The sequence below is a fragment of the Adlercreutzia sp. ZJ304 genome (assembly GCF_011039075.1).
Taxonomy (GTDB): Bacteria; Actinomycetota; Coriobacteriia; order Coriobacteriales; family Eggerthellaceae; genus Adlercreutzia_A.
Window position 1 is genome coordinate 16,839 of sequence record NZ_JAAKEG010000001.1, and the last position, 16,616, is coordinate 33,454.

A 16,616-nucleotide genomic window follows, 5' to 3' on the forward strand; every position below is an offset into this window, starting at 1 on the left:
ATGGGCAAATCTAGCAAACATAAAATGACGCGCCAGCAACGCGAGGCGAAGATAGAACAAGCCAAGCAACGTGAAGCTGCGATAAAAGCTCAAAAAGAGCGCTCTGAGCGCATAAAAAAGATATTCACAGTGGTGATATGTGCCATTTTGGTACTGGCTTTGGGCATACCCACTATGGCTATCGCGGTTTTAGGAATGTGAGGTTAGCCAGTGTTCGGTATAGGTGGTTTTGAGTTATTCCTCATCCTTCTATTCGGATTCCTTATTTTTGGGCCTGATAAACTGCCTGAAATTGCTAAGACTGTTGGGCATGCCATAGCAAAATTTAGGAATGCTCAAGAAGAAATGAAAGGTACTTTAAGCACACAGTCTTTTATCGATAAAGATTCTGATGCGCCACTAAAAAATCCACTAGAAGTTATAGAGCAGGCTGCAAATGAGGCGCAGAGTAAAACGCGCACAGCACAGGCTGCTGTAAGTGACGCCACAGATAAAGCGGCAGAAAAACTATCGGAAAAGTCGGTTAGTTTTGCGGAGCGTAAAGCAAAATACGATCGCGAACGTGCCGAGCGCAAGGCTGCCGAGGCGGCAGCTGCCGAAGCTGCCAAAGCGCAGGAATCTGCTGAAAAAGCTGGTGTGTCTGAAGAAAAGGTTTCTGATGCCAAGCAAGATCCAAAAACCGATGTGGCTGTAAAAACTGCAACTTCTGTTACCGATGCAACTAGCACCAAAAGCGCCCAGTCTATTGAGGAGGTGGCAAAGTAGTCATGCCTATAGGTCCTGCAAGAATGCCCCTCTTTGATCATTTAGGTGAATTGCGCATGCGTCTTGTACGTATAGTGGCTTGCTTAGCGGTTGCTGTATGTATCTTTTATTTCGCAGCGCCGGCAATGGGTCAGTTCTTACTACTGCCAATTACGCCCTACATTCCGGTAGATGTTGATACCGGTTGGGCAGAAATGATGGCGCTAGATCCGTTCGAGGCGTTTGCGGTAAGGTTCCAAATAGCATTATTTTTCGGCGTTGTAGCAACATCGCCTGTTATTTTGTGGCAAATTCTTGCGTTCTTTCTGCCTGCCCTAAAGCCGAAAGAGCGTAAGTGGTTTATGCCCACATTTGTTATTGCTGTTGTGCTTTTTATACTTGGAACCGTGTTTTGCTACACCATTATATTGAACGCAGCATTTCAGTGGCTGACCGAGCAGGCGCAAGGCTTGGGTTATGTTGCGCCTAGAATGTCATCTTACATAGATATAATCATCAAATTTGAAATAGCTTTTGGTATAGCCTTCGAGTTGCCTCTAATCATTTTCTATTTGGTTATATTCGATGTTATACCATACAAAAAATTGCGTTCTAGCTGGCGTATCGTCTATGTATCGTTGATGATTTTGTGCGCCATGGTAACTCCAGATGCCTCACCTGTAACAATGCTTCTTATGTTTGCTGCGATGGTGGCGCTGTATGAAGTTAGTTTGCTGCTTGCGCGTATAGTGCTAGCAAAACGCATAAAGCAACAAAACGAAGAATTAGCCGCAGAGGAAGACGAATAAGTGCACGAATTGGGCATAATGACCGGTGTTTTGGATGCCGCAAAAGAAACAGCCAAAAATGCCGGAGCTACTCGCTTGTTGGAAGTTACATTGCGCATAGGAGATATGACTGAAGCCATTGAAGATGCGCTTGTGTTTGCTTTTGAGGCACTAACCGAGGGCGATCCTTTCACAGAAGGTGCCAAGCTAAATATTATTATGGTGCATCCGAAAAGCCGCTGTTTAGAGTGCGGTGCAGAATATTCTCACGATCGATTTAATATGTTTTGCCCTGAATGTGATAGTTTTGCAACCGAATTACTAGAAGGTAAGGAATTGCAGATAGATTCCATTGAGGTAGATTTACCCGAAGATGATGCTTTAGCTAAAAATTAGCTGTCAGAGGAGTTTTGCTGTTATGCAGATAGATATGAAACAACCCATTCTGGAGAAAAACGACGCTATAGCTGCCCAGTTGCGCCAGCGTTTTGCCGATGCGGGCGTGTTTGTACTGGATTTGCTTGCAAGCCCCGGGTCGGGTAAAACATCTACAATTCTTGCCACGATAGATGCGTTGCGCGACGAATTCAACATAGCCGTTATTGAGGGTGATATAGCTAGCAGCGTAGATGCTGAAAAGATTAAGCGCCAAGGTACATCGGCTGTGCAGATAAATACTGGCGGTGCATGTCATCTGGAAAGTGCGATGATAAAGCGTGCTGTAGACGTGTTAGACCTTGATAGGCTTGACTTGATAATAATTGAGAATGTGGGCAATTTGGTGTGTCCTACCGATTTCGATTTAGGCGAAAATGCCAAGGTTATGATTTTGTCGGTTCCTGAAGGTGATGATAAACCGCTTAAATATCCGGGTGTCTTTCAGGTATCTGATGCAATTGTGCTTAACAAAGTTGACACTATGCCTGTATTCGACTTTAACGAGCAAGCATTTCGCGATGAGGTTCATAGGCTAAATCCTACGGCTCCAATCTTTCCTATAGCTGCTACAAAGGGCAGCGGTGTAGAAGAGTGGGCATCGTGGTTAGCTGAAAAGATTCGTGCAATTTAGTGCTTTATAGGGGTTTAACATGCAGATTGCCGATATATACGAGGCGTGCAAAGATGCAACTGCAAGTTTTGTGCACAACGCTGGGTTTACGCATGTTGTTATAGGTCTTTCTGGTGGTATAGATTCCAGCTTAGTAGCCACAATAGCCGTAGATGCGCTGGGTGCAAACAATGTGCATGGGGTGCTGCTTCCGGGTCCTTATTCTAGCGATCATTCCGTAAGCGACGCAAAGCAGCTATCGGAAAATTTAGCAATAGACGCTATAACTATTCCAATTATTGAACCCTACAATGCTTTCGCGAAAAATATATCAGACGCTACTGCGTCGCCTTTTGACGGCTTAGCATCTGAAAACACACAGGCGCGCTGCCGCACAGTGGTGCTTATGGCGCTTTCCAATATGTATGGTTGGCTTATGCTGAACACTGGTAATAAATCGGAAGCTGCTATGGGCTATTCAACGCTGTATGGTGATGCGGCGGGCGCTTTTGCGCCTATTGGTGGTATATACAAGACGCAGGTATATCAGATGTGTGAATGGCGTAATAAGCAGGCACTAGACGCAGGCGAAATTGCCCCCATTCCGCGTAATGTAATAGAGAAACCTCCGTCTGCGGAATTGTCGGTGGGACAGTTGGATGAAAAGGCGCTTGGCATAGACTACAAAACGCTAGATACTATTTTGATAGAACTGGTTGAACATAATGCCGATGTGCAATCAGTTGTAGATATGGGTTTTTCTAAGGCTCGGGTGCAAAACATTTTACAGCGTTTTGAAGCTAATGCGTTTAAGCGTGCTATGGAACCGCCATATCCGAGCGTGCAATTCTATGAATAAGCACAGGTTTAGGTTATACCTTCGCGATGTGCCCATGAGCGGTACGGATTGGCTTGTGGATGCCGTTATAGCATTAGGTGCTTTTGGATTTGGTCTTCTTCAGATGAGCGCCTCGGCTAATCTAATGATTCCCGATGATTTTATACGGCGCTTGCTTGGGGTCCGCACAATAACGCTTTCCGGATGGGGAATATTAATGGTGGCGCTTACATGCATTCCTCTGACGGTACGCCGACGTCTTCCGTGGGTTGTGTTTGTGGTTACAACTCTATTGTGGGCGTTTTTTGAAATGCAAATGGGTGCCACAACGCTTTCGCTTGTAGGTCCGCTAATTGCATTGTTTACCGTTGCGTATGAATGCACCAAATATGAAGCCGCATTGGCAGGCGGTGTGTTGTTAGTAACAGTTGCGGGTTGTGCGTTTTTTGCTCCCACATCTTCACTTGCAATGCTTATGCTGGTGCAGAACACAGCCATAGTGGTGGCTGTTGCCTTTGCCGGGTTTGCTCTTCATGCTAGACAAGATTCTGTGAAGGCGCTGGCTGCTCGCGCTGCCGAAGCTGAGCGCACACGTGAAATTCACGCTGAAAAGCGCGTGGAGGAAGAACGGCTGCGCATAGCGCGAGAAGTGCACGATATAACAGCACATTCGTTGTCTGCTGTAAGCATACAGTCGGCGGCGGCTGCTGCGCTTATACAGACAGATCCGGAGGCAGCCAAACACGCTTTAGACAACATTCGCAAAACTTCTAAAGATGCGCTTTCGGAAATGCGCGGCATGATTGCTGTCTTGCGTGATGGCTCATCAGATGCTGACATACAGCCCATGATGGGCATAGATGAATTATCTGGTTTGAAGGATTATTTGGAAGAGGCTGGATTGGCGGTATCGCTTCGCGTAGACGGGCGCAAAGACACTCTGCCGGCTTACATAAGCATGGCGCTTTATGGCATATCGCGCGAAGCGGCTACTAATATAGTTAGGCATTCTCATGCAAGCAAAGCGTCTATCAGCTTGACGATTAATAGTGATGTTGCAATGCTCGATATTGAAGACGATGGTTGCGGAATTAAATCAGATGCGCCGATGGGTCATGGAATTGAGGGCATGCGAGAGCGGGTAAAAGTCCTTGGCGGAACGTTCTATATATCGCCTAGCAATACGGCGGGAACTAAGATAAGTGTACGTATTCCAGTGGCGCGTGTAGATATTCACTAGGTGAAAACAATGGATGATAAACAAATTCATGTACTAATAGCAGACGATCAGGAACTTGTTCGCAGCGGATATCGGGCAATATTGGGAACGTATTCCGATATAGATGTGATAGGTGCTGCATCTGATGGGGATGAAGCTGTACGAATGGCTCAACTCATGCGACCAGATGTGGTGCTGATGGATATACGTATGCCCGGAAAAGATGGCATAAGTGCTACGCGCGATATAGCGCACAACCCATTGTTGTTGGGCACGCATATACTTGTATTGACAACGTTTGATGTAGATAGGTATGTCTACGATGCGCTAGAAGCAGGCGCAAGTGGGTTTCTTTTGAAAGATGCCGATCCTGATGAAATAGTGCATGCTATTCGCGTTGTTGCTGCGGGGGATGCGCTTATTCAGCCAAGTGTGATGCGCCGTTTAGTGGAGACATTTGCGGCTACGGGGAAACGAGCAGTATCTTTAGGGAATGCGGAGTCGAATGCCTTGTTGGCAACATTGACCGACAGAGAGCGCGAGATTCTTACATTGGTAGCGCGCGGGCTTTCTAACGAGCTTATCTCTAAAGAACTATTCATTTCGCCAGCTACGGTAAAGACGCATCTTGCGCGCATTATGTCGAAAACAGATTCTCATGATAGAGCACAGCTTGTGGTATTTGCCTACGAAAGTGGACTAGTTTGTCCGGGGACTTTGTAAGATTAACGTTATCTCTTGTAAAAAATTCGCCTTTTAATTAGCAATCGGAGGCTTTGAGTGCTAATATATACACCACTTTAGCACTCGGTATTCTTGAGTGCTAATTTTTAGAATTAGATATTGGCTTAACTTTAGATTAAGAAACGTGACCAAAGAAGGAGTCAAACATGAATCTTAAGCCGCTGGGTGATCGTGTCATCATTAAGCAGGACGAAGCTGAAACTACAACAGCATCGGGACTGTTTCTAGCTGGTGACAGCAAAGAGAAACCGCAGACTGGCACCGTTCTTGCTGTGGGAGAAGGTCGTCTTGACAAGGATGGCAACCGTATTGAGGTGCCCGTAAAAGTGGGCGATCGTGTGGTCTATAGCAAGTATGGCGGAAACGAAATTTCTTGCGACGACGAGGAAGTACTAATTGTCCGCGCAGATGATATTTACGCTGTCTTCGCGTAGTTAATAAATAACCGAAAGGATATAAGAATATGGCAAAAGCAATTACATTTGAGCAGGATGCGCGTGCAGCACTTGGTGCGGGCGTAAAGAAACTTTCCGATGCTGTTAAGGTAACTCTTGGACCTAAGGGTCGCTATGTTGCGCTTGAGAAGTCTTATGGTGCACCTACCATTACCAACGATGGCGTAACTGTTGCTAAAGAAATAGAGCTTGAAGACCCTATTGAGAACATGGGCGCTCAGCTTGTACGCGAAGTTGCAGTAAAAACAAACGATGTTGCAGGCGATGGCACCACAACTGCTACCTTACTTGCCGACATTATTGTGTCTGAAGGTCTAAAGAACGTTACTGCTGGTACCGATGCGCTAGGCATTCGCCGCGGTATTGAAAAAGCTACCGATGCTGTTGTAAACGCCATTAAAGATGTTGCAACACCGGTTTCCACAAAAGAGCAAATCGCTAATGTAGGCACAATTTCTGCTGGCGATGCTGAAATTGGCGAAAAGATCGCTGAAGCTATGGATCGCGTTGGTCACGATGGCGCTATTTCGGTTGAAGAGTCGCAAACATTCGGCATCGAAATGGACATTGTGGAGGGCATGCAGTACGACCGCGGCTACATCAGCCCCTACATGGCTACCGATATGGAAAAGATGGAAGCGGTTTTGAAAGACCCTTACATCATGCTTACCGACCAGAAGGTCAGCAACGTGCAAGATTTTATTCCGCTGCTAGAAGAAGTTATGCGCAGCGGTCGTCCACTGTTCCTAGTTGCTGAGGATGTTGATGGCGAGGCTTTGGCAACGCTACTTCTGAACAAACTGCGCGGCACGCTGAATGTGGTTGCAATTAAGGCTCCTGGCTTTGGCGACAGGCGCAAGCGTATTTTGGAAGACATAGCAGCTGTTACTGGCGCACAGGTTATTGATAAAGATTTCGGCATGACACTTGCTGATGCTTCTATCGATATGATGGGTACTGCTAAGACTGTAAAAGTTACCAAGGACAATGCTCTTATTGTAGATGGCGCTGGCAACAAGGCTGATATAGATGCGCGCGTTGCTCAGATTAAGGCTGAACTAGAGCGCACCGAAAGCGATTTTGACCGCGAGAAACTGCAAGAGCGTCTAAGCAAGCTTTCTGGTGGCGTTGCGGTTTTGAAGGTTGGCGCTGCAACTGAAAGCGAACTGAAAGAAAAGAAGAGCCGCATAGAGGATGCGCTGCAGGCTACTCGTGCAGCTGTTGAAGAGGGTATTGTTGCCGGCGGCGGCGTAGCTCTTATAAACGCTATTCCTGCACTTGATGCCATTAATGCCGACGATGACGAAAAAGTTGGCGTGGCAATTATTCGCAAGGCACTTGAAGCCCCGATGCGCGCTATTGCTGAAAACGCTGGTTTTGAGGGCTCTGTTGAGGTTGCCGAGGTTAAGAAGGCTGAGGCAGGTTGGGGTCGCAATTACAAGACTGGCGAGTGTGGCAATATGATTTCTATGGGCGTGAACGATCCTGTAAAGGTTACACGTACCGCTCTACAGTCTGCTGCATCTGTTGCATCTCTTATCCTTATAACTGAAGCAACTATTAATGAAATCCCGGCTGAAGGTCCCGATCTGAGCGCTTTGGCTGGTGCTATGGGTGGCGGCGGAGCAGGAATGTACTAAGAGCCACCAAAGGAGCAAAGCGGTGCAAGCTTGCGTGCGCAATGCTCAGTTGTTCACACAGATACAACAATAAGGGTCCTTCGGGACCCTTATTGTTGCGGGATTGTAGCACGTCGCGCACGTTACTTTTTTATTGAGATAGAATCCAATTATGGACAGTTTTCTTTATATAGCAGAACATGTTTTAGGGCACTCGTTTGAAGATACACTCTATCTTGTGCCGTTTTTATTCGTTACCTATCTTCTTATGGAATGGCTTGAGCACAAGACCGGTGCGAAAACTCAAAATGCTATACGACATGCCGGGGCTGCAGGGCCTGTGATAGGTGCATTTCTTGGTGTTGTGCCTCAGTGTGGTTTCTCTGCAGTTTCCGCTACTTTATATGCGGGACGCGTTATTACGCTTGGCACATTGTTTGCAGTATTTCTGTCAACGTCCGACGAGATGCTACCGATATTCATAGCTGAACAAGTGCCACCCAATACCATTTTGTCTATCATGGGCGCAAAGGTAATTATTGGCATGGTAATGGGATTTATTGTAGACGCAGTTCTGCGTCTAGCCAGACGCGACAAGCAAGATCTTCGCATACACGAATTATGTGAGCACGACAATTGTGGTTGTTCTGGTGACTGTGCCACGTGTACTGCGAATCCGCAATTAGCTTATCAGCATGCAGATGATTGTTGTAGTGATTGCACCCACGAGCATCACCAGCACGATCATAGTCATGATGCTGGCTGGAAGGGCATACTTGTATCGGCTCTAAAGCATACGGTGCAGGTAATGGTGTTTATTTTCTTTATAACTATAGTGCTCAATGCTGTACTTGAAGTGGTTGGCGAGGATATTCTAGGTAACTTTATGGAAGCTAATCCTGAATTTGCCGTGTTTGCTTCGGCGCTTGTTGGGCTTATTCCCAATTGTGCCGCTAGTGTAGTAATAGCCGATTTATACATTGAAGGTGTGCTTGGTGCGGGGGCTATGCTTGCGGGGCTTTTAGTATCGGCAGGTGTGGGGATTTTAGTACTTGCACGCGCAAATCGTCATTGGAAGCAAAATCTTGCCATAATAGCAGCATTATATGTAACAGGAGTTTTCTGGGGCCTAATAACGAACGCCCTAAACATAGTCTTCTGATTTGGATACGAATAGTGCGTTGTATTGCCACGTTTTGAACTTCAATAATGTCTGGCTTAAAGAGCGCATCTTAGACATATAGGCAAAAGTGTGTAAGAATTCATGCTGTTTTCCCTGTTCAGATACCAAATAGATGCCTTTTAAGTCGATGCTGCTCGACTTTCATATAGGCAAAAAGTGCGCCTAATTCTTACTTGACACCCCTGTTCATAACTGACTTTTTCTAGGAAAAAGTCAGTTATGAACAGGGGTGAGCAGTGTCTATCTCAAAATGCAGCATTTGCAGCAGCAAAATGTCAAAGAACAAATTCACTAAAGCAGGAAAGCAGAGGTGGAGATGCACCTTATGCGGAGGCTCTAGCGTTAGGAGAAACGATACCTCCGCAAGATGGCTTAAAGTGTTTGTTGGATGGCTTTTGGATAAACTCTCAACACCCCGGACGCTAGATTACGATTCAACTCATCCGCATACTAGTTCAAAAAAGTTAGAAAAATGGTCAAAACTTCCGACTTTCCATGGTCATAGTGCCACATAGCTAACTTGAATTGTGGAGAACACTGGGCAAACAGGGTTCTTCAATTCCATTTTGATTCGTAATTGGCGTAATTTGGCATTGTAGACTGTGGAAAGTCGGAAGTTTTGACCACTTTTCGCCTAAAAAGTGACGAAGGTAACACACGGTCTGGTTTGGTCAGAGTTCCACAACAGCGCGCCCTATCCATATGCAATCGACTGAGCCTTACACACTTTTCTGCCTATATGCCGCATCATATTGAACTGCTCTAAGACCAAGTTGTCTTTTGGATGCGGATAGTGCGTTGTATTGCCACGTTTTTGAACCGAATTGGCTTCGTCCAATGAAGAGTTCAAAATAAGTGGCAAGACGACGTGCTAGACGTATTCAAATGGCTGGGGTACCAGGATTCGAACCTAGATAGCTGGCACCAAAAACCAGAGTCCTGCCGTTGGACGATACCCCAGCGAAGCATTCCGCATAAAGAAATGGTGGGCCGTGAGGGAATCGAACCCGCGACCTTGGGATTAAAAGTCCCCTGCTCTACCAACTGAGCTAACGGCCCAAACCTTTTGCGGACGAACCGTTATTTTATACGTGTATGTCAATGTGGTCAATCGTAGTTACGGTAATATGATCAGAATAGTTGGCGAAAAAACACGAAAGGGAGGGTCATAAATGTGGTGTAACAAGATTTTAGTAGCATATGATGGCTCGGCTGCATCGAAGCGCGCGCTGAATATGGCACTTGGCATCATAAGACCCAGCGAACATATAGAGTTGGTGTTCGTACATGTAACGCGCATGGCGGGAGTAGGCACTATGACTGCCGGAGTTGATACCGTCATTGCAAATGATGCGCAAGATATTCTTGAAGAATTAGAACTTATCGCTAATAACATACCGAATTCCGTCGAAATAAAGCTGCTTGTGGGCACTTCGCCTGCAGATCTTATAGTTCGTTGTGCACGCGAAGAAGGATGCGATCTTATAATTATGGGAAGTCGTGGTCGCGGCGGCGTTAAGGGATATCTTGGCAGTGTTAGCTATGCGGTTACAAAAGAATCTCCTATAGCAGTACTTATCGCGAAAGAGGATGAATGATAGATGTCTTCTGCGTCATCTAAGGAATTGTGGACGCCATCTTTTCTAATAGGAACATTTGCGAATTTCACAATAACACTTAATTATTTCATGCTTATGGTTGTTATGACCGCCTATGCGATGCGTGCCTACAGCGCACCCGAATCGCTAGCGGCATTTACAGCTAGCATATTCATTATTGGTACTTTATTTGCCAGACTTGTTAGCGGTGCAGCTATGGAGCGCGTGGGCAGGAAGCGTCTTTCTATTATAGGCGCGGTATTCACCATCGTTTTTACTGCACTTTATCTTGTGGGCACAGATATCTTACTCTTGCTTTGTATTCGATTTTTGCATGGCTTTGCTTATGGAATATTCTCTACTTGTATGGCTACGATAGTTACCGCCATAGTGCCGCCAACTCGTAAGGGAGAAGGTATAGGCTACTATATGTTGTCGGTTACGCTCGGTGCGGCTATAGGTCCATTTGTGGGGATTCTTGTATCGAATCATTTCGATTTTCGGGTGTTGTTCATTTTTGCAATTGCCGCTGCTGTGATAGCGCTAATTTTGGCGGCGCTAATGCGCGTGCCTGCTACTAAACGCTCTCAGACAAGTTTGAAAGCCGCTAAACCTATTCCAACACAAGCGCCGCAAAAACTAGGTTTGCTCGATAAGATTATAGAGGTTGGGGTGCTTCCAATTGCAGGTGTGGCTGGATTGGTGTACTTTGGCTATTCGGCTTTGCTTACCTTCTTAACACCGTTTGCAGAAACCATGGATATGACCCGCGCAGCTAGTGTTTTCTTCATTGTGTATGCAATCAGTATGTTCATAACTAGACCATTTACCGGTAAAGCATTCGACCGCTATGGACCAAGACCAGTTATGATTCCAGCATTTCTATCGTTTGCTCTTAGTATGGCTGTATTGAGCGCTACTACAAACGATTGGATGCTTTTAGGCTCGGCGCTTCTTGCTGGTTTTGGAGTAGGCACTGTGCAATCGTGCGGCTTGGCAATGGCGGTGCGCGTCACATCCGACACTCGTTTAAGCTTGGCTAATTCAACTTTTTACATAATGCTAGATTTAGGAGTTGGGGTAGGACCGCTATTGTTAGGATTACTGGTACCGCTTAGTGGGTATCGGCTTATGTATTTATGTCTATCAGGTCTTGCTATTGTGGCGTTTCTCCTATTTCTGCTTATTACCAAAAAGGGGAATATGTCCCAAAAAGCAATATAATTCGAATGCACATGCTGTTTGCGTTTTGCAATAAAGGAGTGGTTTGATGAAACAATTTAAGCGATTTGGTATATGCCTTGTAGCCCTAGTAATGTCTGCGTCAATGTTTCTGTTCGGATGCGCAAGTGGCGCACCTAGCGTGGAAGACATGGATCAGGACACGAGAAATCCCGTTCCTGAGAGTGCTGTAGAAGCTGGGGAAGTAGTACATGTTACGGTGGAAAATCCTGACGGAGAAGAGCCAATAGCCGATACTGATGTGAAAATAAAAGACGGTATGACTGCCTTAGGTGCGCTTACCGAACTTGATATACAGGTGGCTACGGTTGATTCGTCTTACGGTCCGTTTGTAGAAATGATTGATGGTATATCTAATGAGGGTTCTAATGGTTGGACTTACTCTGTCAATGGGGAAATGCCATCTGTATCGGCTGGAGAATATGCGGTATCTGCAGGCGATAAGGTTACATGGACTTATTACAAAGCCTAGTTTATTTGCTATTTGTGGTTTATTTTAATGCGCTCGTTAGCTTAGATGCTTGCGAGCGCATCTGTATTTCTGCTAACATCTCTTTTGCCGACAAGGCGGCAGCGTTTGCTTTTCATGCAATGCGAATACCTGGCGACCTAAGCTTTGTCGCACGTACTGCGGCAACGTCTAAGATTTTAGGTTGCGCGGCTTTAAGCCGCTAGCCTGACAAGCAGGTTCTAAAAACCAGCACCGCCGGTTTCATTTTTTGTGCGCCATTTTTTCAAATTCTCATTCAAAATACAGAAGTTTTTTGTTAGGATAGATAGCTGCTGCGTATTCGCGGCAAAACGGCGGGTGATAAAGCCCGGAAAACATGAATGCTTTGGAGGACACTTTTGGCTAAAGAAGATGTTATCGAGCTTGAGGGCACCGTTAAAGAAGCGTTGCCGAATGCAATGTTTAAGGTGGAGCTCGAAAACGGCCATGAGATTCTGGCACACATTTCCGGCAAAATGCGTATGCATTACATCAAGATACTTCCGGGGGATAAAGTTACGGTTGAACTTTCCGTATACGATTTGAACCGCGGTCGCATTACTTACCGCTTTAAATAACAGCCTAGAAAATAATCGCCAGCGGCTGGGCGTGGAATATAGAGAAGACGCATAACCGAAAGGAATTGAAATGAAGGTACGTCCTTCGGTCAAGAAGATGTGCGACAAGTGCAAGATCATTAGGCGCCATGGCAAGGTGCTCGTAATTTGCGAGAACCCCCGCCATAAGCAGCGCCAAGGTTAAGGGGGTTTATAACATGGCAGTACGTCTTGTCGGTGTTGACCTTCCGCAGAGCAAGCGCATCGAAATAGCCTTGACCTACATCTACGGAATCGGACTCACCACATCTAAAGAGGTTCTCGCATCCACCGGTGTTAATCCTGACACTCGTGTGAAGGACCTGACGGAAGAAGATTTAGCGAAACTACGCGACTACATTCAGGCTAACCTTAAAGTTGAAGGCGACCTGCACCGCGAGGTTTCTCAGAACGTAAAGCGCTTGATGGAGATTGGCTGCTATCGCGGTCTTCGCCATCGTAAGGGTCTTCCCGTTCGTGGGCAGCGCACCCATACCAATGCGCGCACGCGCAAAGGTCCGCGCAAGCAAATCGGCGGTAAGAAAAAGTAAGCGAGGAGCATAATGGCAAAGAAAAACGTTACAACGCGCGTTAAGCGCTCTGAGCGTAAGAACATTGCTGTGGGTGCTGCTCACATCAAATCTACGTTCAATAACACTATTATTAGCATCACCGATCCTCAGGGTAATGTGATCGCTTGGCAGTCTGCTGGTACAGTTGGTTTTAAAGGCTCTCGCAAATCTACGCCGTTTGCGGCACAGATGGCAGCTGAGGCATGCGCCAAGGTGGCTATGGAGCACGGTCTTCGCAAGGTGTCCGTGTTCGTTAAGGGTCCGGGCAGCGGTCGCGAGACAGCCATTCGTACTCTTCAGGCTGCAGGGCTAGAAATTGCTAGCATTCAAGATTGCACACCCATTCCGCACAACGGCTGCCGCCCCAAGAAGCGCCGCCGCGTGTAACTGAAAGGATCTATTTATGGCAAGATACACAGGAGCGGACTGCAGGCTGTGCCGCCGCGAAGGGTGCAAGCTCTTCCTGAAGGGCGACCGCTGCTATTCCGACAAGTGCGCCATGGAGCGCCGCGCTTATGCACCGGGTGATGCTGGTAAAAAGCGCATTAAAGAAAGCGAATATCGTCAACAGCTTCGCGAGAAGCAGAAGACTAAGCGCATTTACGGTCTACTAGAAAAGCAATTCCGCCATTATTACGACTTGGCAAACCGTGCCCAAGGTATTACTGGTGAGAATCTGCTGCGTATTCTTGAAAGCAGACTTGACAATGTTGTGTACCGTCTTGGTTTCTCCAAGTCGCGCGCAGAGGCGCGTCAGCAGGTACGCCATGGTCACATTCAGGTTAACGGTCGCAGGGTGGATATCCCATCGTTTAGAGTGCGTCCGGGCGATCTGGTTTCTGTTGCACCTAAGGCACGCGACATGCTAGTTATCAAGAGTGCTCTTATCAGTAACGAGCGTTCGGCAGTTCCGGCATGGCTGGAGGTAGACATAGAGAAGTTGCAGGGCAGCGTGCTCTCACTTCCACAGCGCGATCAGATCGACTCCGACATTCGCGAACAGCTCATCGTCGAACTTTATTCGAAATAATCGCGGCTATTTAAGGAGGCTACCCGAACATGACAGAGTTCATGAGGCCTACTGTAACAACGGAAGAAGTGAACGCCACAGTAGCTCGCTACATCGTAGAACCATTAGAGCGTGGGTACGGTTCAACTCTCGGCAATTCTATGCGCCGCGTGTTGCTCTCGTCTCTTGATGGGGCAAAGGCTACTGCTATTCAGATAGAAGGTGTCCAGCACGAATTCACTACTGCTGAAGGCGTGATAGAGGACATAACCGATATAGTATTAAATGTTAAGGGTTTGGTATTTGCGCAGCAGGTTGATGATGTGGAGGAAGCCACAGCTCACGTTTCTGCGGAAGGACCTTGCACTGTTACTGGTGCCGACCTACAGGTTCCCACCGGGTTTACGCTTATTAACCCAGAGCATGTTATAGCTACTGTTGCCGACGGTGGTCAGTTTGATATGACTATTCGCATTGGTGTTGGACGCGGTTATGTTTCCGCTGACAACAATAAGCGTACTGAAGATCCTATCGGCATAATCCCTGTGGATTCGCTGTTTAGTCCGGTAAAGCGCTGCACTATGAATGTGGAAGACACTCGTGTAGGTCAGCGTACTGACTACGATAGGCTGGTACTTGAGGTAGAGACTGACGGATCTATCACTCCAGCCGATGCGGTCTGTCAGGGAGCAAACATAATCAATCAGTATATGGGCGCTTTCCTTGCGCTCGGCGACCACGACGAGGAAGACGAGGTGGAGGCAGTCTCCATCTTCGCTCCTGAGGGTACTGAGAGTAATGCAGAGCTAGATAAGCAGATTGAAGATTTGGACTTGTCGGTCCGTTCCTACAACTGCTTAAAGCGCGCTGGTATACATTCGGTGCGTCAGTTGGTGGAATTCAGCGAGAACGATCTGCTGAATATTCGCAATTTCGGCGCGAAATCTATCGAGGAAGTGAAAGATAAGCTTATCTCGATGGACTTGAATTTGAAACTATAGGAGCGAAGTGTTATGAGACATAAGTATAAAGGGCGCAAGCTTGGCACCGATTGGAGCCACACAAAAGCTATGAAGCGCAGCTTGGTTCAGGCACTGTTTCTGAACGATCGCATTAAGACTATCGATAGCCGCGCGAAGGAAATTCGTGGCGATGTCGATAAGATTATCACTTGGGCTAAGCGCGGCGATTTGCATTCTAGGCGTTTGGCTATTGCTGCTCTTGGTGGCGACAAAGAACTTGTTCGTGAGATATTTGAAAAAGTCAACCAAGGCATGTTCGAGGGTCGCAATGGTGGCTACACTCGTATTATGAAGCTAGGTCCGCGCAAGGGCGACAATGCGCCCATGGTTATCATGGAACTCGTGAACGAGACTGTTAAGCCCAAGGCTGAGAAGAAGGCTACTTCTGCTAAGAAAGCGGCTCCGAAGAAGGCTGCTCCTAAAGAGACTGCTGAAGAGAAAGAAGCCGCTAAAGAGGCTGAGGAAGTGCGCGCTGAGGAAACTGAAGAAGTGCGTGCTGAAGAAGCTGAGGCTGAAGAAAAGGTTGCCGAGAACGACGAGGCTGCCGAAGAGAAAGTTGAAGAGAAAGCTTAATAGCATTTGGCTGCTATCAGCATCTCTACATACATTGCAGGTAATTCGAGCGTGCATCGCTGTGATGCGCGCTCGAAAATTATTCTGCTACTAATTTATTCAGTCTGTTTATTTTTCATAGATTCTTGGATTGGGATGGGCATTGCCGCTGTAGCGCTGGTTGCGGTTTTGCTAGCATCGCGTATCCCTGTTGCGCGTGTATTCGGGATAGCGACGGTGGTGTATGTGTTAGCGGCATTCACCATTGTGGCAAATGCGTTTCTTTTTGAATATGGCAGTTTTACTTTTACGATAGACGGTCTAATCCGCGGCTGTTTTTTTGCGATACGCATTCTTTTGCTTGTTTGGGCAAGCCTAATAGTTTGTTTTACATCCACATCCACTCAGCTAACCGACGCGCTAAATAGTTTTCTTAGTCCGCTTCAAAAATTGCGCGTTCCTACTGACGATATATCAATGGTTTTTAGCATAGCTATACGTTTTATCCCTGTTACAGCTGAGGAATATATGCGAATACGTGATGCTCAGTGGTCGCGCGGCGCTCCGTTAAATGAGGGGTCAATTATTGGGCGAATTAAGGCTCATATGGCTATTCTTATCCCGATGTTTGTGGGCTTGTTTCGCAGAGCCGATAGGCTTGCAATGGCTATGGATGCTAGGTGTTACGGCATGCCGGGTGTTAAAAGAACTCAACTATCCGAGACGAAATTTTCACCTAGCGATGGCGTGCTAACCGCGCTGGGGGGCGCACTTCTTATTGTAATGGCAGTCTTTTTATAACCAGTTTTTCTAGCCAATTCTCTAATTCTTAAAAGATTGTATGCAAATGCGAAGGTAACATGCTAGAATCAGCGGTGTTACGAAAAACGAAAACGT

At 46.7% G+C, this 16,616-nt stretch carries 22 protein-coding genes and 2 tRNA genes; 22 read left to right on the forward strand and 2 right to left on the reverse strand.

The genetic code is table 11. The features are described 5' to 3' along the window. From G7Y46_RS00100 to G7Y46_RS00150, 11 genes are all read left to right on the forward strand, one after another. Positions 1-201, forward strand: coding sequence for a CASC3 protein CASC3 (locus G7Y46_RS00100; protein ID WP_165063043.1), 201 nt, complete (start codon positions 1-3; stop codon positions 199-201). A 9-nt stretch (positions 202-210) separates the two neighbouring features. Next, positions 211-765, forward strand: a complete 555-nt coding sequence (locus G7Y46_RS00105; RefSeq protein ID WP_165251549.1) for a twin-arginine translocase TatA/TatE family subunit — start codon at positions 211-213, stop codon at positions 763-765. Between the two features lie 2 nt (positions 766-767). Continuing rightward, positions 768-1,553 (forward strand): twin-arginine translocase subunit TatC, encoded by a 786-nt coding sequence (tatC, locus tag G7Y46_RS00110; RefSeq protein ID WP_165063045.1) that lies wholly within the window; start codon positions 768-770, stop codon positions 1,551-1,553. Continuing rightward, positions 1,554-1,928, forward strand: coding sequence for a hydrogenase maturation nickel metallochaperone HypA (locus G7Y46_RS00115; RefSeq protein WP_165063046.1), 375 nt, complete (start codon positions 1,554-1,556; stop codon positions 1,926-1,928). It begins immediately after the preceding gene. Between the two features lie 22 nt (positions 1,929-1,950). Next, complete coding sequence (gene hypB / locus G7Y46_RS00120) at positions 1,951-2,601, forward strand: hydrogenase nickel incorporation protein HypB (protein ID WP_165063047.1); 651 nt, start codon at positions 1,951-1,953, stop codon at positions 2,599-2,601. A gap of 19 nt (positions 2,602-2,620) precedes the next feature. Next, on the forward strand, positions 2,621-3,439 hold the full coding sequence (gene nadE / locus G7Y46_RS00125) for an NAD(+) synthase (RefSeq protein WP_165251551.1): 819 nt from the start codon (positions 2,621-2,623) through the stop codon (positions 3,437-3,439). Positions 3,440-3,473: 34 nt separating this feature from the next. Then, positions 3,474-4,658 (forward strand): sensor histidine kinase, encoded by a 1,185-nt coding sequence (locus G7Y46_RS00130; RefSeq protein ID WP_165251553.1) that lies wholly within the window; start codon positions 3,474-3,476, stop codon positions 4,656-4,658. Between the two features lie 9 nt (positions 4,659-4,667). Further along, positions 4,668-5,360, forward strand: coding sequence for a response regulator transcription factor (locus tag G7Y46_RS00135; protein ID WP_165251555.1), 693 nt, complete (start codon positions 4,668-4,670; stop codon positions 5,358-5,360). A gap of 167 nt (positions 5,361-5,527) precedes the next feature. Next, the gene (locus G7Y46_RS00140) at positions 5,528-5,815 is read left to right on the forward strand and encodes a co-chaperone GroES (protein WP_165063051.1); all 288 of its coding nucleotides are present in this window, start codon (positions 5,528-5,530) and stop codon (positions 5,813-5,815) included. Positions 5,816-5,844: 29 nt separating this feature from the next. After that, positions 5,845-7,476, forward strand: a complete 1,632-nt coding sequence (groL, locus tag G7Y46_RS00145; protein ID WP_165063052.1) for a chaperonin GroEL — start codon at positions 5,845-5,847, stop codon at positions 7,474-7,476. A 151-nt stretch (positions 7,477-7,627) separates the two neighbouring features. Further along, positions 7,628-8,617: a putative manganese transporter gene (locus G7Y46_RS00150; RefSeq protein ID WP_165251557.1), complete on the forward strand. Its 990-nt coding sequence runs from the start codon at positions 7,628-7,630 to the stop codon at positions 8,615-8,617. 907 nt (positions 8,618-9,524) lie between these two features. Here G7Y46_RS00150 and G7Y46_RS00155 read toward each other — a convergent pair. Both G7Y46_RS00155 and G7Y46_RS00160 read right to left on the reverse strand, forming a co-directional pair. Then, a tRNA-Gln gene (locus G7Y46_RS00155) sits at positions 9,525-9,598 on the reverse strand. Between the two features lie 23 nt (positions 9,599-9,621). Next, a tRNA-Lys gene (locus G7Y46_RS00160) sits at positions 9,622-9,697 on the reverse strand. 113 nt (positions 9,698-9,810) lie between these two features. Here G7Y46_RS00160 and G7Y46_RS00165 point away from each other — a divergent pair. From G7Y46_RS00165 to G7Y46_RS00215, 11 genes are all read left to right on the forward strand, one after another. Continuing rightward, entirely contained in the window at positions 9,811-10,236 is a 426-nt protein-coding gene (locus tag G7Y46_RS00165) for a universal stress protein (protein ID WP_165060992.1), read from the forward strand. Between the two features lie 3 nt (positions 10,237-10,239). After that, on the forward strand, positions 10,240-11,460 hold the full coding sequence (locus G7Y46_RS00170) for an MFS transporter (protein ID WP_165251559.1): 1,221 nt from the start codon (positions 10,240-10,242) through the stop codon (positions 11,458-11,460). Positions 11,461-11,506: 46 nt separating this feature from the next. After that, positions 11,507-11,950 carry a DUF4430 domain-containing protein gene (locus tag G7Y46_RS00175; RefSeq protein WP_165251561.1) on the forward strand — a complete coding sequence of 148 codons (444 nt, stop codon included), beginning with the start codon at positions 11,507-11,509 and terminating at the stop codon, positions 11,948-11,950. 359 nt (positions 11,951-12,309) lie between these two features. Beyond that, a complete protein-coding gene (gene infA, locus G7Y46_RS00180) occupies positions 12,310-12,546 on the forward strand; it encodes a translation initiation factor IF-1 (protein ID WP_346773608.1) in 237 nt (78 codons plus the stop codon). A 70-nt stretch (positions 12,547-12,616) separates the two neighbouring features. After that, positions 12,617-12,730, forward strand: coding sequence for a 50S ribosomal protein L36 (gene rpmJ / locus G7Y46_RS00185; RefSeq protein ID WP_006363204.1), 114 nt, complete (start codon positions 12,617-12,619; stop codon positions 12,728-12,730). Positions 12,731-12,743: 13 nt separating this feature from the next. Further along, the gene (rpsM, locus tag G7Y46_RS00190; protein ID WP_165060980.1) at positions 12,744-13,115 is read left to right on the forward strand and encodes a 30S ribosomal protein S13; all 372 of its coding nucleotides are present in this window, start codon (positions 12,744-12,746) and stop codon (positions 13,113-13,115) included. Positions 13,116-13,127: 12 nt separating this feature from the next. Beyond that, the gene (rpsK, locus tag G7Y46_RS00195; RefSeq protein ID WP_165060977.1) at positions 13,128-13,523 is read left to right on the forward strand and encodes a 30S ribosomal protein S11; all 396 of its coding nucleotides are present in this window, start codon (positions 13,128-13,130) and stop codon (positions 13,521-13,523) included. A gap of 16 nt (positions 13,524-13,539) precedes the next feature. After that, entirely contained in the window at positions 13,540-14,166 is a 627-nt protein-coding gene (gene rpsD / locus G7Y46_RS00200) for a 30S ribosomal protein S4 (protein WP_165060974.1), read from the forward strand. A gap of 29 nt (positions 14,167-14,195) precedes the next feature. Further along, positions 14,196-15,146 carry a DNA-directed RNA polymerase subunit alpha gene (locus G7Y46_RS00205; protein ID WP_165060954.1) on the forward strand — a complete coding sequence of 317 codons (951 nt, stop codon included), beginning with the start codon at positions 14,196-14,198 and terminating at the stop codon, positions 15,144-15,146. A 12-nt stretch (positions 15,147-15,158) separates the two neighbouring features. Beyond that, positions 15,159-15,740, forward strand: a complete 582-nt coding sequence (gene rplQ, locus G7Y46_RS09205; RefSeq protein WP_165251563.1) for a 50S ribosomal protein L17 — start codon at positions 15,159-15,161, stop codon at positions 15,738-15,740. Between the two features lie 51 nt (positions 15,741-15,791). Further along, the gene (locus G7Y46_RS00215) at positions 15,792-16,520 is read left to right on the forward strand and encodes an energy-coupling factor transporter transmembrane protein EcfT (RefSeq protein WP_241156994.1); all 729 of its coding nucleotides are present in this window, start codon (positions 15,792-15,794) and stop codon (positions 16,518-16,520) included. The last annotated feature ends 96 nt before the right edge of the window (positions 16,521-16,616 follow it).

What these genes read in the sequence shown, in the direction of transcription:
- G7Y46_RS00100 (WP_165063043.1), top strand. Translation starts at nt 1, where the DNA reads ATGGGCAAATCTAGCAAACATAAAATGACGCGCCAGCAACGCGAGGCG.
- tatC (WP_165063045.1), top strand. Translation starts at nt 768, where the DNA reads ATGCCTATAGGTCCTGCAAGAATGCCCCTCTTTGATCATTTAGGTGAA.
- hypB (WP_165063047.1), top strand. Translation starts at nt 1,951, where the DNA reads ATGCAGATAGATATGAAACAACCCATTCTGGAGAAAAACGACGCTATA.
- nadE (WP_165251551.1), top strand. Translation starts at nt 2,621, where the DNA reads ATGCAGATTGCCGATATATACGAGGCGTGCAAAGATGCAACTGCAAGT.
- G7Y46_RS00130 (WP_165251553.1), top strand. Translation starts at nt 3,474, where the DNA reads ATGAGCGGTACGGATTGGCTTGTGGATGCCGTTATAGCATTAGGTGCT.
- G7Y46_RS00135 (WP_165251555.1), top strand. Translation starts at nt 4,668, where the DNA reads ATGGATGATAAACAAATTCATGTACTAATAGCAGACGATCAGGAACTT.
- G7Y46_RS00140 (WP_165063051.1), top strand. Translation starts at nt 5,528, where the DNA reads ATGAATCTTAAGCCGCTGGGTGATCGTGTCATCATTAAGCAGGACGAA.
- groL (WP_165063052.1), top strand. Translation starts at nt 5,845, where the DNA reads ATGGCAAAAGCAATTACATTTGAGCAGGATGCGCGTGCAGCACTTGGT.
- G7Y46_RS00150 (WP_165251557.1), top strand. Translation starts at nt 7,628, where the DNA reads ATGGACAGTTTTCTTTATATAGCAGAACATGTTTTAGGGCACTCGTTT.
- G7Y46_RS00165 (WP_165060992.1), top strand. Translation starts at nt 9,811, where the DNA reads ATGTGGTGTAACAAGATTTTAGTAGCATATGATGGCTCGGCTGCATCG.
- G7Y46_RS00170 (WP_165251559.1), top strand. Translation starts at nt 10,240, where the DNA reads ATGTCTTCTGCGTCATCTAAGGAATTGTGGACGCCATCTTTTCTAATA.
- G7Y46_RS00175 (WP_165251561.1), top strand. Translation starts at nt 11,507, where the DNA reads ATGAAACAATTTAAGCGATTTGGTATATGCCTTGTAGCCCTAGTAATG.
- infA (WP_346773608.1), top strand. Translation starts at nt 12,310, where the DNA reads ATGCTTTGGAGGACACTTTTGGCTAAAGAAGATGTTATCGAGCTTGAG.
- rpmJ (WP_006363204.1), top strand. Translation starts at nt 12,617, where the DNA reads ATGAAGGTACGTCCTTCGGTCAAGAAGATGTGCGACAAGTGCAAGATC.
- rpsM (WP_165060980.1), top strand. Translation starts at nt 12,744, where the DNA reads ATGGCAGTACGTCTTGTCGGTGTTGACCTTCCGCAGAGCAAGCGCATC.
- rpsK (WP_165060977.1), top strand. Translation starts at nt 13,128, where the DNA reads ATGGCAAAGAAAAACGTTACAACGCGCGTTAAGCGCTCTGAGCGTAAG.
- rpsD (WP_165060974.1), top strand. Translation starts at nt 13,540, where the DNA reads ATGGCAAGATACACAGGAGCGGACTGCAGGCTGTGCCGCCGCGAAGGG.
- G7Y46_RS00205 (WP_165060954.1), top strand. Translation starts at nt 14,196, where the DNA reads ATGACAGAGTTCATGAGGCCTACTGTAACAACGGAAGAAGTGAACGCC.
- rplQ (WP_165251563.1), top strand. Translation starts at nt 15,159, where the DNA reads ATGAGACATAAGTATAAAGGGCGCAAGCTTGGCACCGATTGGAGCCAC.